This window comes from Pseudomonas delhiensis, from assembly GCF_900187975.1.
Lineage (GTDB): Bacteria > Pseudomonadota > Gammaproteobacteria > Pseudomonadales > Pseudomonadaceae > Pseudomonas > Pseudomonas delhiensis.
In genome coordinates, this window is the sequence record NZ_FZPC01000026.1 from 88,853 (window position 1) to 102,194 (window position 13,342).

Annotated in this window: 14 protein-coding genes; 5 read left to right on the forward strand and 9 right to left on the reverse strand. The window is 69.9% G+C overall.

Features of this window, described 5'->3' with window-relative positions:
* Positions 1-164: 164 nt before the first annotated feature.
* A complete protein-coding gene (locus CHC02_RS22520; protein WP_089393634.1) occupies positions 165-1,118 on the reverse strand; it encodes a GlxA family transcriptional regulator in 954 nt (317 codons plus the stop codon).
* A gap of 121 nt (positions 1,119-1,239) precedes the next feature.
* Here CHC02_RS22520 and CHC02_RS22525 point away from each other — a divergent pair, with 121 nt between their 5' ends.
* Entirely contained in the window at positions 1,240-1,869 is a 630-nt protein-coding gene (locus CHC02_RS22525) for a cysteine hydrolase family protein (RefSeq protein WP_089393635.1), read from the forward strand.
* A gap of 170 nt (positions 1,870-2,039) precedes the next feature.
* Here the strand turns inward: CHC02_RS22525 and CHC02_RS22530 are convergent, their stop codons facing one another.
* The 3 genes from CHC02_RS22530 to CHC02_RS22540 all read right to left on the reverse strand — a co-directional run bounded on the left by CHC02_RS22530 (position 2,040) and on the right by CHC02_RS22540 (position 4,000).
* A complete protein-coding gene (locus CHC02_RS22530; protein ID WP_089393636.1) occupies positions 2,040-2,564 on the reverse strand; it encodes a DUF2937 family protein in 525 nt (174 codons plus the stop codon).
* 13 nt (positions 2,565-2,577) lie between these two features.
* The gene (locus tag CHC02_RS22535; protein WP_089393637.1) at positions 2,578-3,351 is read right to left on the reverse strand and encodes a class II glutamine amidotransferase; all 774 of its coding nucleotides are present in this window, start codon (positions 3,349-3,351) and stop codon (positions 2,578-2,580) included.
* 172 nt (positions 3,352-3,523) lie between these two features.
* The gene (locus CHC02_RS22540) at positions 3,524-4,000 is read right to left on the reverse strand and encodes an MFS transporter (protein WP_089393638.1); all 477 of its coding nucleotides are present in this window, start codon (positions 3,998-4,000) and stop codon (positions 3,524-3,526) included.
* A 98-nt stretch (positions 4,001-4,098) separates the two neighbouring features.
* Between CHC02_RS22540 and CHC02_RS22545 the strand changes: the two genes are divergently transcribed.
* Entirely contained in the window at positions 4,099-6,150 is a 2,052-nt protein-coding gene (locus tag CHC02_RS22545; protein ID WP_089393639.1) for a S9 family peptidase, read from the forward strand.
* Positions 6,151-6,470: 320 nt separating this feature from the next.
* Here the strand turns inward: CHC02_RS22545 and CHC02_RS22550 are convergent, their stop codons facing one another.
* Positions 6,471-6,920 (reverse strand): YcgN family cysteine cluster protein, encoded by a 450-nt coding sequence (locus CHC02_RS22550; RefSeq protein WP_089393640.1) that lies wholly within the window; start codon positions 6,918-6,920, stop codon positions 6,471-6,473.
* Positions 6,921-7,130: 210 nt separating this feature from the next.
* Here CHC02_RS22550 and CHC02_RS22555 point away from each other — a divergent pair, with 210 nt between their 5' ends.
* Positions 7,131-7,724, forward strand: coding sequence for a nitroreductase family protein (locus tag CHC02_RS22555; RefSeq protein ID WP_089393641.1), 594 nt, complete (start codon positions 7,131-7,133; stop codon positions 7,722-7,724).
* A gap of 32 nt (positions 7,725-7,756) precedes the next feature.
* On the opposite strand, the gene CHC02_RS22560 is transcribed toward CHC02_RS22555, so the two are convergent.
* The 3 genes from CHC02_RS22560 to rnd all read right to left on the reverse strand — a co-directional run bounded on the left by CHC02_RS22560 (position 7,757) and on the right by rnd (position 10,347).
* Positions 7,757-8,689, reverse strand: a complete 933-nt coding sequence (locus tag CHC02_RS22560; RefSeq protein WP_089393642.1) for a D-2-hydroxyacid dehydrogenase — start codon at positions 8,687-8,689, stop codon at positions 7,757-7,759.
* 228 nt (positions 8,690-8,917) lie between these two features.
* Positions 8,918-9,211 (reverse strand): YcgL domain-containing protein, encoded by a 294-nt coding sequence (locus CHC02_RS22565; RefSeq protein ID WP_089393643.1) that lies wholly within the window; start codon positions 9,209-9,211, stop codon positions 8,918-8,920.
* Entirely contained in the window at positions 9,208-10,347 is a 1,140-nt protein-coding gene (gene rnd, locus CHC02_RS22570; protein ID WP_425262404.1) for a ribonuclease D, read from the reverse strand. The genes CHC02_RS22565 and rnd overlap by 4 nt, the downstream gene beginning before the upstream one ends.
* Before the next feature lie 135 nt (positions 10,348-10,482).
* On the opposite strand from rnd, the gene CHC02_RS22575 reads away from it, so the two are divergent.
* Positions 10,483-11,541 carry an SMP-30/gluconolactonase/LRE family protein gene (locus CHC02_RS22575; RefSeq protein WP_089393661.1) on the forward strand — a complete coding sequence of 353 codons (1,059 nt, stop codon included), beginning with the start codon at positions 10,483-10,485 and terminating at the stop codon, positions 11,539-11,541.
* Between the two features lie 6 nt (positions 11,542-11,547).
* Here the strand turns inward: CHC02_RS22575 and CHC02_RS22580 are convergent, their stop codons facing one another.
* Complete coding sequence (locus tag CHC02_RS22580) at positions 11,548-12,345, reverse strand: lysophospholipid acyltransferase family protein (RefSeq protein WP_089393644.1); 798 nt, start codon at positions 12,343-12,345, stop codon at positions 11,548-11,550.
* Between the two features lie 106 nt (positions 12,346-12,451).
* On the opposite strand from CHC02_RS22580, the gene CHC02_RS22585 reads away from it, so the two are divergent.
* Positions 12,452-13,306: a sulfurtransferase gene (locus CHC02_RS22585; RefSeq protein WP_089393645.1), complete on the forward strand. Its 855-nt coding sequence runs from the start codon at positions 12,452-12,454 to the stop codon at positions 13,304-13,306.
* Positions 13,307-13,342: the final 36 nt, after the last annotated feature.

Sequence of the window (13,342 nt, forward strand, 5' to 3'; positions counted from 1 at the left end):
CGGAAATGACGTTTCAGGTTGAAACCATTGCTATCCACCGGCACGGACAAGCCCCCTCTCCCGCTTGCGGGAGAGGGCTGGGAAGAGGGAGCGTGGCCCAGCCCCGAACCGACGCAACCGGCAAACCCCATTCGCGAGCAATCTCGCCCCCCACGAAACCCGCCTCACCCCCGAAACGCCTGCCGATAGGCGCTTGGCGACACCCCCAGCGCCGCGCTGAAATGCTGGCGCAACGAAGCCACCGAGCCGAAGCCCGCCAGGCACGCCACCTCCGGGATCGGTTGCTCGGTGGATTCCAGCAGCCGCTGCGCCAGGGCCAGGCGTTCGCCGCGCAGCCAGTCGCCCAGGGTGCTGCCGGTAAGCTGGCGGAAGTGCCGGCTGAAGCTGCGCCGGCTCATCAGCGCGCGCTCGGCCAGGCTGTCCAGGTCGTGGGGCTGGTCCAGGCGCTCGCGCACCCAGTCGAGCAGGCCGGACAGGCGGTTGTCCCGCGCGGTGGCCGGCAGCGGCTGCTCGATGAACTGCGCCTGGCCGCCCTGGCGGTGCGGCGCCACCACCAGGCGGCGGGCCTGCTGGTTGCTCAGGCCGGCGCCGCAGCGCTGGCGCAGCAGGTGCAGGCAGCAGTCGATGCCGGCCACGGTGCCGGCGGAGGTGAGGATCGGGCCATCGTCGACGTAGAGCACGTCCGGCTGCACCTGCACCCGCGGATAGTGCCGGGCGAAGAATTCCGCCCACAACCAGTGGGTGGTGGCGCGGCGCCCGTCGAGCAGGCCGGCCTCGGCCAGGACGAAGGCGCCCAGGCACAGGCCCACCAGCTGCGCGCCGCGGGCCTCGGCGGCCACCAGGGCATCGAGCAGGGCCGGCGGCGCCGGCTCCGCGGGGTCGCGCCAGCTCGGCACTATCAGGGTGTCGGCGCCCGCCAGCGCCTCCAGACCGTGGCGCGTGTCGATGGCGAAGCCGGCCGTGGTGTTCAGCGGCCCCGGCTCGGCGGCGCAGACCTGCAGTTCGAAGCGCATGCGCGCCCCGCCCGGGTCGCCCTCGCCGAACACCAGGCAGGGCACCGAGAGGTGGAAGGGGCTGATCTGGTCGAAGGCCACCACGGCCACGCGGTGGGTTTGCATGGGCATCCTCCGGGCAAGGGTTTGGCCCGATTCTAGCGAAAGCTGTCTTGCGGGCCACTCACGCCGACCGCCGGCCCCTGCGCAGAATGGTCCCATCCCCACTCCAGCGGAGACACCCAGCATGAGCAACGCCCCGAAACGCGCCCTGATCGTCGTCGACGTGCAGAACGAGTACTTCAGCGGCAACCTGCGCATCGAATACCCGCCGGTCGGCGGCTCGCTGCCGAACATCCTGCGCGCCATGGACGCCGCCCACGCCGCCGGCATCCCGGTGGTGGTGGTGCGCCACCAGGCCCCGGCCGGCGCGCCCATCTTCGCCCCCGGCAGCCACGGCGTGGAACTGCACCCGCAGGTGGCCGAGCGTCCCCGCGACCTGCTGCTGGACAAGAGCAAGGCCAGCGCCCTCAGCGGCACCGGGCTGGGCGACTGGCTGCGCGAGCGCGGCGTCGACACCCTGACGATCGTCGGCTACATGACGCACAACTGCGACGACTCCACCGCCCGCCAAGCCGCCCACGAAGGCTGGCAGGTGGAATTCCTCGACGACGCCAGCGGCTCGCTGCCCTACGCCAACAGCGCGGGCGCGGCCAGCGCCGAGGAAATCCACCGGGTGTTCAGCGTGGTGCTGCAGTCGTCCTTCGCCGCCGTGGGCAGCACGGCGCAATGGCTGGCGGCCGTGGAAAGCGGCAAGGCCCTGGAGCGCGACAACATCTACGCCTCCAACCAACGGGCCCTCGCGGCGCGGGGTTGAGAAGACACACCCTGTAGGAGCGAGCTTGCTCGCGAACCGTATTGGCACCGTTTCCGCAGGGAAACAGGTTCGCGAGCAAGCTCGCTCCTACGAAGAGCTCTTGCCGGTGCGTAGGAATAACCGTTCGCGGTTATCCGCCGCCTGACCGCACTCCCCGTCCCGCACGGCGTTCAACTCCAATGCCGGCGCGCCACATTGCGGTTGTCACCCAGCCCCGCCAGGGCCCCGACCGAAACGATCAGCAGCTCGACGATCCAGGCCAGCAGCAAGCCGCCGCCCAGGGCCCAGCCGATGGCTTCCGGCGCCAGCACCACCTGGTAGCTGTAGCCGTCCAGGGTTTCCCGCAGCAGCTCGCGGTTGGGCGCGCTCAGCAGGTGCCAGGCGCGGGCGTACCAGGGGCCCTGCAGGGCCTGCCATTCGTTGTCGAACAGCTTGGCGCGGCGCAGCAGGCGCTCGACGTTGTCGCCGTCGCGCTGGAACACCGGGTCCGGGCTGCCGCGGTAGTGCGCCACCAGGGCGTCGAGGTCGCCCTGGAAGTACTGGCCGGCGGTGTTGCGGTAGCCCTCCAGGGCCTGCAGCGCCTCCTGGCGGTGGGCGTCGACGCGGATCGAATAGTCCTTGATGAAGCCCGGCACCTGCACCCCGACCAGCAGGCCGAGGGCGAAAAGCACCAGGCGGATGTAGCTGCGCAACATGGGGGTCCCCCTCTCAGACGCGGCCCTGGTCGAGAATCTCGCCACGCCACCAGAGCATCCACTCGCCGCTCTGCTGCACCGACCAGTGCTCGTTGTCGGTCAGCGGCTCGGTGGCGATCACCGTGACCACGTCGTTGGGCGTGGTCTCGGACTGGAAGTCCACGGTCAGGTCGGCGTCCTTCAGCCGCGCCGGGCCGAAGGGCGCGCGGCGGGTAATGTACGCCAGCTTGCTGGAACAGAAGGTGAACAACCAGTCACCGTCGCTCAGCAGGCAGTTGAACACGCCCTTCTGCCGGTACTCGGCGCAGGCGGACACCAGGGTCGGCAGCAGCACCTCCACCGGCACCGGCTCGGGGAAGGCCCGGCGCACGCGGTTGAGCAGGTCGCAGAAGGCCGCCTCGCTGTCGGTGTCGCCCACCGGCCGGTACACCCCCGGCGGCGGTGCGAAGTCGGCCAGTTGGCCGTTGTGCGCGAAGGTCCAGTAGCGCCCGCCCAGCTCGCGCACGAAGGGGTGGGTGTTGGACAGGCAGACCTTGCCGACGTTGGCCTGGCGGATGTGGCCGATCACCGTCTCGCTCTTGATCGGGTAGCGCTGCACCAGGCGCGCCACCTCCGAGTCGACGCTGGCGCTCGGGTCCTGGAACAGGCGCACGCCGCGCCCCTCGTAGAAGGCGATGCCCCAGCCGTCGCGGTGCGGGCCGGTGCGGCCGCCGCGCTGCATCAGGCCGGTGAAGCTGAAGACGATGTCGGTGGGGACGTTGGCGCTCATGCCGAGCAGTTCGCACATGGTCAGCGCTCCTGTGGCAGGCACAGGCCCGGCACGGACTGGAAGGTGGCAAGGGAAATCAGGCGCCGGCCTGGCGCGAAGGTCTGGGGCTGCATTCGGGCTCGTTCCGCTACGGCAATGCCGCCATGCTGAACGCCCATCCGGCGCCGCGCAAGGGCGGCGCCGGTTTCGCTCAGAGGCGCGGCTCGATGCGCATGCCGCGGTTGCCGGCGCGCTCGTCGGCGCGGCTGTCGTCCACGTCGGGCATCAGCTGCGGCTGCATGAGCTGGCGCATGGTCGGCTCGTTCTCCGCCTCGGCGCGCTGGCGGCGGTTGCGCGCGGCGCGCTCGATGGGCCAGCGCACGGCGACGAAGATCAGGTACACGACGAAGGCCGCCAGCAGCACCAGGGCCAGGTCGGAAACCGCGCGCCAGGCGTTGTTGCCCACCTTGAACAGCACGTCCAGGGCGGTGATGGCGATGGCCGGGGCGTATTCGTTGTTGGCCGGGTCCACCGGCGTCGGCGTGAACAGCAGCACGAGGACGATCACCCGCAGCGGTTCGCGCAGCCAGCGCCACATCCAGCCGGTCATCAGGAACCAGACGACCAGGAGTCCGAAAGCGGCGAACAGGTAGACGCCCCAGGCGAGTTGATAATCGTGTTCGTTCATGCGCGTGCGTGCGGTGGCGGCAGAGGGGGGCTTATGATAGCCGCTTTTCCCCACGGGTGCGCAGCCGGGCGTCACCCCTGCCCCGCCAAGGAGCCGCCATGACCCACCGCCAGCCCCCCATCGCCCGCCGCGAAGCCGCCGCCGATCCCTACGCCTGGCTGCAGCAGCGCGACAGCGCCGAAGTGCTCGACTACCTCAAGGCGGAGAACGCCTACCTCGAAACCGAGCTGGCCGGGCAGGCCGAACTGCGCGAGCAACTGTTCCAGGAGATCAAGGGCCGCATCCGCGAGACCGACCTGTCGCTGCCCTCGCCCTGGGGCCCGTGGCTGTACTACCAGCGCACCACCGCCGGCGACGAGTACCCGCGCCATTACCGCTGCCTGCGCCCGGCCGGCGACTCGCTGGCCGTGGACGAAAGCGCCGAGCAGCTGCTGCTCGACCCCAACGAACTGGCCGCCGGCGGCTTCCTTTCCCTCGGCGCCTTCAGCATCAGCCCCGACCATTCGCGCCTGGCCTACAGCCTGGACACCAGCGGCGACGAGATCTACCGCCTGTACGTCAAGGACCTGGCCAGCGGCGCCGTGGAGGAACTGCCCTTCGACGACTGCGACGGCAGCATGACCTGGGCCAACGACAGCCGCACCCTGTTCTTCGGCGAGCTGGACGAGACCCACCGCCCGCACAAGCTGTACCGCCACACCCTGGGCGAGCCCGGCGCCGAACTGGTGTTCGAGGAACCCGACGGGCGCTTCTTCCTGCACTGCTACCGCGCCAGCTCCGAGCGCCAGCTGGTGCTGCTGCTGGGCAGCAAGACCACCAGCGAGGCCTGGGTGCTCGACGCCGAGCAGCCACGCGGCGACTTCCGCTGCCTGGCGCCGCGCCAGGAAGAGCACGAATACCACGTCGACCATGGCCTGCTCGGCCAGCAATGGACCTGGTTCATCCGCAGCAACCAGAGCGGCATCAACTTCGCCCTCTACAGCGCCAGCGAAGCGCAGCCCGACCGCGAGCACTGGCGCGAACTGATCGCCCACCGCGACAGCGTGATGCTCGAAGACGTCACCCTCAACCAGGACGCCTTCACCCTCAGCCTGCGCGAGGGCGGCCTGCCGATCGTCGAGGTCCATGCCGCAGGCCAGGCGCCGCGCCGCGTGGAGCTGCCCGACGCGGCCTACAACCTGTACGTGCAGGACAGCCTGGAATTCCACAGCCCGGTCATCCGCCTGCGCTACGAGGCGCTCAACCGCCCGGCGCAGATCCGCCAGCTGGGCCTGCTCGACGGCGCCCAGCAGGTGCTCAAGGAAACCCCGGTGGAAGGCCCCTTCGACGCCGACGCCTACGAGAGCCGCCGGCTCTGGGCCGGCAGCGTGGATGGCGTGCAGGTGCCGATCAGCCTGGTGGCGCGCCGCGAGGTACTGCAAGGCATCGCCGCCGGCCGCCCGGCGCCGCTGTACCTGTACGGCTACGGCGCCTATGGGGCGAGCCTCGATCCCTGGTTCTCCCACGCCCGCCTGAGCCTGCTGGAGCGCGGCTTCGTCTTCGCCATCGCCCACGTGCGTGGCGGCGGCGAGCTGGGCGAGGCCTGGTACCGCGCCGGCAAGCTGGCGCACAAGCAGAACAGCTTCAGCGACTTCATCGCCTGCGCCGAGCACCTCTGCGCCGAGGGCTACAGCACCCCGGCGCAGACCGTGATCAGCGGCGGAAGCGCCGGCGGCCTGCTGATGGGCGCGGTGCTCAACCAGCGCCCGCAGCAGTTCGCCGCCTGCATCGCCGAGGTGCCCTTCGTCGACGTGCTCAACACCATGCTCGACCCGGACCTGCCGCTGACCGTCACCGAGTACGACGAGTGGGGCAACCCGCAGGAGCACGAGGTCTACGAGCGCATCCGCGCCTACGCGCCCTACGAGAACGTCTGCGCCCAGGACTACCCGGCGCTGCTGGTGGTGGCCGGCTACAACGACAGCCGCGTGCAGTACTGGGAAGCGGCCAAGTGGGTGGCCAAGCTGCGCGCCAACAAGACCGACGACAACCTGCTGCTGCTCAAGACCGACCTGGGCGCCGGCCACGGCGGCATGAGCGGGCGCTACCAGGGACTCAAGGACGTGGCCCTGGAATACGCCTTCGTGCTCAAGGTGCTGGGCCTGTCATAACCGTAGGGCGCATAACGCCTACGGCGTTATCCGCCACCACTCGCGAGCACCGGCGTTGCAGCCAGCGGCGGATAACCGCGAACGGTTATTCGCCCTACGGCGCTACGGCCAAGCCATAACCGTAGGGCGCATAACGCCTACGGCGTTATCCGCCGTCATTCGCGGGCATCGGTGTTACGGCCAGCGGCGGATAACCGCGAACGGTTATGCGCCCTACGGCCTGCGCCGGGTCGATCGCGGGCGGAGTCCGCTCCCACAGGGGAATGACGTGGGTGGGGCGGCGTAGGAGCGGCCTGCGTCCGCGATTCCCCCAGGCGATATCACCCCGCCCGGAAGATCAGGTGCTCTTCCCAGTCGTCCTCGGCCACCGCGGTCTCGCTGAGCATCCGCCCCGACTGTGAAATCCGCTCATGATGCACCGCATCGGGGTCGCCGCAGACTAGGTGATGCCACAGCGGCAGGTCCTTGCCCTCGGCCACCAGGCGGTAGCCGCAGGTCGGCGGCAGCCAGCGGAACTCGTCGGCCTGGGCCGGGGTGAGCTGGATGCAGTCGGGCACGCTGGCGCGGCGGTTGGCGTAGTCGGTGCAGCGGCAGGTCTTCAGGTCCAGCAGCTTGCAGGCGATGCGCGTGTAGTAGACGGTGCCGTCGTCCTCGTCCTCGAGTTTCTGCAGGCAGCACAAACCGCAGCCGTCGCACAGCGACTCCCACTCCTGCTGATCGAGCTGTTCGAGGGTCTTGCGTTTCCAGAAGGGTTCGACTTTGGCGGCCATCGTTTTTCTAGGTGAGGCTTTTCACGGGGCGCCAAGTCTATGCCCAGGCGCCGCGCCGGCCAAGCGCAGGTGACCACCGGAGCGCTTGCCAGGGGCCGCGCGGCTGGGTAGCTTTCCTCCACCATCAGGCCCGAGCGGGCCGCCGCCTCCCCCATGATCCGCGATGCCCAGCCGTCCACGGCACCATCCCCCTTGCCAGCAGGAGCCGCCATGAGCGCCAATCCCCGCGTTGCCGACTATCCCATCGACCCGCAGTTCATCAATCGCTGGTCGCCCCGCGCCTTCAGCGGCGAGAGCATCCCCGAGGAAACCCTGCTGGGCTTCCTCGAAGCCGCGCGCTGGGCGCCCTCCTCGTTCAACTCGCAGCCCTGGCGCTTCCTCTACGCGCGCCGCGACACGCCGAACTGGCAGCGCTACCTGGACCTGCTGGGCGAATTCAACCGCGGCTGGGCGCAGAACGCCGCGGCGCTGGTGATAGTGCTGTCCAAGACCACCTTCGCCCCGCCCGGCTCCAGCGAGGAGAAACCGGCGCTCTGGCACACCTTCGACACCGGCGCGGCCTGGGGCTTCCTGGCCCTGCAGGCGAGCCTGGCCGGCTGGCACAGCCACGGCATGGCCGGCTTCGACCGCGAGGCCACCCGCGTCGAGCTGAAGGTGCCGGACGACCACGAGATCCACGCTGCCATCGCCATCGGCAAGCTCGGCGACAAGGCGATCCTCCCGGAAAGCCTGCAGGCGCGCGAGACGCCCAGCCCGCGCCGGCCGCTGGAGCAGCTGGCCGCCGAGGGCGATTTCAGCCTGTGAGGAACAGGGCGCCCCGCGCGGAGCGCCCGACGTCAGTAGCCACGGGTGAAGTCCACCTCGCCGCGCATGGGCTGCCCGGCCCAGAAGCGCGACAGGTTCTCGCGGAACAGCTCCACCATCGGCCCCGGCAGCGTCGGCGCGGCAGTGTGGCCGGTGAGCAGCAGGCGCGGCGCGCTCCAGAACGGATGCTGCGGCGGCAGCGGCTCCTGGCGGCAGACGTCGATGACGGCGCCGGCCAGGCGGTTGCTTTCCAGGGCGCTGACCAGGTCGGCGTCGACCACCGCGACGCCGCGCCCGGCATTGATGAACAGCGTCGAGGGCTTCATCCGCTGGAACAGCGCCAGGTCGAAGATGTCCTGGGTGTCCGGGGTGTCGGGCAGCAGGTTGACCACGTAGTCGGCGGTCTCCACCAGGCGCGGCAGCTCGGCCAGCGAGCCCACCCGCTGGAACGGCTGCAGCGGCCGCGGGGTGCGCGCCACGCCGGTCAGCTCGACGCCGAAGGCCGCCAGCATGTGCGCCACGGCCAGGCCGATCTCGCCGGTGCCCACCAGCAGCACGTGGCGGCCACGCAGGCTGCCGGGCGCGCGGTCGTCCCACTGGCTGCCCACCTGGCTGGCCAGGCGGCCGAGGAACTGGCGCTCGTGGGCCAGCATGTAGGTCAGCAGGTATTCGCTCATCACCTGGCCGAAGATGCCCACCGCGCGGCTCAGGGCATAGTCCTTGGGCAGGTCGTCGGCCAGCAGCGGGGTGATGCCGGCCCAGGTGGACTGCACCCAGACGGGGTGCACGCCCTTGCGCAGCAGCTGCGCCACCAGGTCGGGCTCGCCCAGCCACACCGGGCATTCGGCGGCGGCCTCGACGAGGTTGTCGGGTTTGTCGCCGGATACCACGCTGAGGCTGGGCTCGGCAGCCATGGTCAGCGCGGCGTAGAGGGTATGTTCGCGATCGAGGATGAGCAGGCGCATGGTTTAAATCGCACCCGTGGGGCAAGGCGAAGGCACGTTGATTGGCATTGTCGGTATCGTCCCTGCGTGCAGCGGCGATTTTGTGCGAGTTGAACGAAGGCCTGTAGACCGGCTGGAAGTCCAGGCGTTCCGCTTAATCAGGAATTTTCTGACGCAATAATGCTCTTGCACCTACAACTTGCACAGTTATTTCGTACCAATTCGCGTAGGCGTCGACTTTTCGACGCCTTACAGGGGATCGTTCATCCGCAGCAGCTCTTCGGGCAGGTGCTCGATGTACTCCTCCTCCGCCGGCGGCATCTGCAGGTGGAAGCCCTGCTTCTCGATGTTCTCCAGCACCTTGTGGATATCTTCGCGGGCCAGCTTGCGCTCGGGGCCGAGCACCAGGTCGAAGGCGTGCTGCGGCGCGCCGAACGCCGCCAGCAGGGCCTCGGGCACGCGGCTCAGGGCCTCGCGCTTGTCGACGTACAGGTACATCTCGTTCTTGCGCGGGCTCTTGTAGATGGAGCAGATGCGTTTCATGGGTTCTCCGGGGCGGCCAGGCAATCCAGCAGGGCCTGGCCCATCAGTTCACGGCGCCAGCCCTGCAGGGAATCGGGCAGGCGGTAGGGGCCGTCGGGGTAGCCGCTCTTGAGCAGCGCCTCGAGAATCTTCTTGCGCAGCATCAGCTCCGGGGCCATGCCCTGGCGCTCGGCCTCGCGCTGGCCGACCTCGCGCAGCCGCTTGAGCAGCGGCGTCACCTCGCGCGGCAGCGGCTCGGGCAACGGCTCGGGCCATTGCTCGGCGGGCAGCGCGGCGGCATGGGCGAGCAGCGCCAGCAGGGTGTCGCCATCCTGGCGCACGGTGCGCGGGTGCATCTCGTCGATGCGCGCCAGCGCCTGCTTGTCCTTCGGCTGCAGGCGCGCCAGCGGCCACAGCGTCTGCTCGCGCAGGATGCGGTTGCGCGGCTGGTTGCGCAGGCGCGCCTGTTCCTCGCGCCAGGCGCAGACCTCGCGCAGCACCGCGAGCTGCTGCGGGGCCAGCTTCCAGGCCAGCTTGACGTCGCGCCAGGCCTCGCGCGGGTCGCTGACGCGGGTCTGGTTGGCGACCAGGTCGGCGCCATCGGCCAGCAGCCAGGCCAGCTTGTGCTCGGGCAGGCGCGGCGCCAGCTTCACGTAGACCTCGGCCAGGTGCTGCACGTCCTCGGCGGCATAGCGCACCTGCATGTCGGTCAGCGGGCGCTGCAGCCAGTCCGAACGCGTCTCGTCCTTGGGCAGGTCCAGGCCGAGCATCTCCAGCACCAGCTTGGAATAGCCCATGGAATGCGCCATGCCCAGGTAGGCGGCGGCCAGCTGGGTGTCGAACAGCGGCTGCGGCAGGCTGCCGGTCAGGCGCTGGAAGACTTCCAGGTCCTCGCCGCAGGCATGGAACACCTTGACCACCGAGGGCGCCTCCAGCACCTCGGCGAAGGGCGTCCAGTCGCGGATCAGCAGCGGGTCGATCAGCCACGCCCGCTCGCCGTCGCCGACCTGCACCAGGCCGGCTCCGGGGTAAAAGGTATCGACGCGCATGAACTCGGTATCGAGTGCCAGGTACGGCAGTTGTTTCCAGTCCCGGCATTGCTGCGCCAGGCTGGCATCGTCGCGGATCCACCGGATATCGAGGGCGCTCACGAACATCTCCTTGCTTCACATGGGGCGCATTATATCGGGCCGGATGATGTACGAGCATTCCGCTTTTGCCTACAAGGCTGTACAGATGCGGACGAAGGCTTATCTTTCCCGCCCCAGGATCCCCGACAAGAAGCCTTCATGATGAAGAAACTCGCAACCCTGCTGGTACTGCTGATCGCTGCCGCCGCGGCCTACCTCGCCATCACCCCGAGCCCCATCGACCCCGTGGCCTGGAACCCGCCGCCGGCGCCGCCGATGACCGGCGTGCTGGAACCCAACGACACCCTGATGAAGGCCGAGCTGCTCGGCCTGGGCCAGGTGAAGGGCCCGGAAGACACCGCGGTGGACGCCCAGGGCCGCCTCTACGCCGGCCTGGACGACGGCCGCGTGGTGCGCCTGGACAACGGCCAGGTCAGCACCTTCGCCGAGACCGGCGGCCGCCCGCTGGGCATGGATTTCGACGCCCAGGGCAACCTGATCGTCGCCGACGCCTGGAAAGGCCTGCTGAAGATCGACGCGCAAGGCAAGATCACGGTGCTCAGCACCGAGGCCGACGGCGTGCCCTTCGCCTTCACCGACGACCTGGACATCGCCAGCGACGGGCACATCTACTTCAGCGACGCCTCCAGCCGCTTCCGCCAGCCCGACTACATCCTCGACTACCTGGAGACCCGCCCCCACGGCCGCCTGCTGCGCTACGACCCGGCGACCGGCAAGACCGAGACGCTGCTCAAGGACCTGTACTTCGCCAACGGCGTGACGCTGTCGGCCAACGAGGACTTCGTGCTGGTCAACGAGACCTACCGCTACCGCATCGCCCGCTATTGGCTGAAGGGCCCGAAGGCCGGGCAGCAGGACATCTTCATCGACAACCTGCCGGGGCTGCCGGACAACCTCCAGGGCGACCGCAAGGGCACCTTCTGGGTGGCCATGCCGACGCCGCGCAAGGCCGACGCCGACTTCATCCTCGGCCAGCCCTGGCTCAAGCGCCAGTTGACCAAGCTGCCGCGGGCGCTGCTGCCCAAGCCGGTCCCCTACGGGCTGGTCATCGCCCTGGACGAGAACGGCAAGATCGTACGCAGCCTGCACGACACCAGCGGCCAGCACCTGCGCATGGTCACCTCGGCCAAGCCGGTGGGCGACTACCTCTACTTCGGCAGCCTGGAAAACGACCGCATCGGCCGCCTGAAGATTCGCTGACGCGCCTCAGCCCAGCGCCAGCGGCTCCTCGCGGGCCGCTTCGGCGCACTTCGCGGCGCCCGGCTCCAGCAGCTCCTGCATGCGCCCGCGGACTTCGCCCATCAGGGCGTCCAGGCCCTGCCCGCGGAAGGCCGCGGCATCCACCGGGCGGCCCACCAGCAGGTCCACCGGCTGGCCCAGGTTGAGGTCGAAGGTGCGCGCCGGCAGCACCCGGTGGATGCCGCGGATGGCCACCGGGATGATCACCGCGTCGGTGTCCAGCGCCAGGCGGAAGCAACCCTTCTTGAACGGCAGCAGGCGCCCGTCGTCCGAACGGGTGCCCTCCGGCGCCGCCCACAGCACGATGCCGCTCTCCATCATTTGCCGCGCACGCTGCAGGTCGTCGCGGGCGCGCTGGCCGTTGTGCCGGTCGATGGAGGGGAACTCGGCGGCGCGCATGGCCCGGCCGAGCACCGGGATGCGGTACAGCTCGCGCTTGGCCAGCATGCGGATCGAACCGGGCAGCGCGGCGAAGCTGGCCGGGATGTCGTAGTGGCTGGAGTGGTTGCAGAGGATCATGTAGCGCCGCCCGTCGCCGAAGTCCGGCATGGCCCCGTGCACGCTCAGGCGCATGCGCACCAGGCGCAGCAGCAGGCCGGACCACTGGCGGGTGTAGCGGTCCACGCGCTCGCGGCGCAGGCGGCCGATGGCGGCCAGGGACAGCACCAGCAGGCTGTAGTAGAAGGTGATCAGGCCGGTCGCCAGGGCGATGGCGCAGACGCGCGCCCGCGAGGCCGCCTGGGTCGCCGGTTGCAGACTGGACATGGGCGAAAACTCCATCGGATCGAAGAAAGCCGCCGCGAACCGGCGTTTTCCATTGCACAAGCCTTATGATGCGCGAGGAAACCGTCACGACACAGGAACCCGAACGATGTCACTCGCCCGCCTGCTCAGCCCGCAACAACTGGCAGCCCGCCTGGACGAACCCGGCCTGCTGATCCTCGACTGCCGCTTCGCCCTGGACGACCCGGGCTACGGCGCCCGCGTGTTCGCCGAGAACCACATCCCCGGCGCCCAGTACGCCGACCTCGAGCGCGACCTCTCGGCCCCGGTGGTCAAGGGCGTGACCGGCCGCCACCCGCTGCCCGACGCCGCTGCGCTGATCCAGCGCCTGCGCGCCTGGGGCCTGGACAACAGCGACGAGGTGGTGCTCTACGACGACGGCCCCGGCGCCTTCGCCGCCCGCGCCTGGTGGCTGCTGCTGTGGCTGGGCAAGCGCGACGGCGTGTACCTGCTCGACGGCGGCATGAACGCCTGGCGCGCCGCCGGCCTGCCGCTGACCACCGCCGAGCCGGCGGTGCCGGCGGGCGCCTTCCACGGCGAGCCGGACAACGGCCTGCTGATCGATGCCGGCGAACTCTCGGCGCTGCTCGCCGACCCGCAGCTGCCGCTGATCGACGCCCGCGCCGAGCCGCGCTTCCGCGGCGAGGTGGAGCCCATCGACCCGGTCGCCGGCCACATCCCCGGCGCCCAGTGCGCGGCCTTCACCGACAACCTCGGCAGCGACGGCCGCTTCCTGCCGCCAGCGCAGCTGCACCAGCGCTTCGCCCGCCTGCTGCGCGGCCGCCCGGCCCAGGAGCTGGTGGCCTACTGCGGCTCCGGCGTCACCGCCTGCCACAACCTGTTCGCCCTGAGCCTGGCCGGCTACCCCCTGGGCCGCCTCTACGCCGGCTCCTGGAGCGAATGGATCACCGACCCGCGGCACCCGGTGGCCACCGGCGCCTGACGCGCCGCCCCAGGCCGCATCTGGCGCGGCCTGGGG

What these genes read in the sequence shown, in the direction of transcription:
- CHC02_RS22540 (WP_089393638.1), bottom strand. Translation starts at nt 4,000, where the DNA reads ATGAACGAACACGATTATCAACTCGCCTGGGGCGTCTACCTGTTCGCC.
- CHC02_RS22575 (WP_089393661.1), top strand. Translation starts at nt 10,483, where the DNA reads ATGAAGAAACTCGCAACCCTGCTGGTACTGCTGATCGCTGCCGCCGCG.
- rnd (WP_425262404.1), bottom strand. Translation starts at nt 10,347, where the DNA reads ATGTTCGTGAGCGCCCTCGATATCCGGTGGATCCGCGACGATGCCAGC.
- CHC02_RS22580 (WP_089393644.1), bottom strand. Translation starts at nt 12,345, where the DNA reads ATGTCCAGTCTGCAACCGGCGACCCAGGCGGCCTCGCGGGCGCGCGTC.
- CHC02_RS22520 (WP_089393634.1), bottom strand. Translation starts at nt 1,118, where the DNA reads ATGCAAACCCACCGCGTGGCCGTGGTGGCCTTCGACCAGATCAGCCCC.
- CHC02_RS22535 (WP_089393637.1), bottom strand. Translation starts at nt 3,351, where the DNA reads ATGTGCGAACTGCTCGGCATGAGCGCCAACGTCCCCACCGACATCGTC.
- CHC02_RS22585 (WP_089393645.1), top strand. Translation starts at nt 12,452, where the DNA reads ATGTCACTCGCCCGCCTGCTCAGCCCGCAACAACTGGCAGCCCGCCTG.
- CHC02_RS22550 (WP_089393640.1), bottom strand. Translation starts at nt 6,920, where the DNA reads ATGGCCGCCAAAGTCGAACCCTTCTGGAAACGCAAGACCCTCGAACAG.
- CHC02_RS22545 (WP_089393639.1), top strand. Translation starts at nt 4,099, where the DNA reads ATGACCCACCGCCAGCCCCCCATCGCCCGCCGCGAAGCCGCCGCCGAT.
- CHC02_RS22560 (WP_089393642.1), bottom strand. Translation starts at nt 8,689, where the DNA reads ATGCGCCTGCTCATCCTCGATCGCGAACATACCCTCTACGCCGCGCTG.
- CHC02_RS22555 (WP_089393641.1), top strand. Translation starts at nt 7,131, where the DNA reads ATGAGCGCCAATCCCCGCGTTGCCGACTATCCCATCGACCCGCAGTTC.
- CHC02_RS22565 (WP_089393643.1), bottom strand. Translation starts at nt 9,211, where the DNA reads ATGAAACGCATCTGCTCCATCTACAAGAGCCCGCGCAAGAACGAGATG.
- CHC02_RS22525 (WP_089393635.1), top strand. Translation starts at nt 1,240, where the DNA reads ATGAGCAACGCCCCGAAACGCGCCCTGATCGTCGTCGACGTGCAGAAC.
- CHC02_RS22530 (WP_089393636.1), bottom strand. Translation starts at nt 2,564, where the DNA reads ATGTTGCGCAGCTACATCCGCCTGGTGCTTTTCGCCCTCGGCCTGCTG.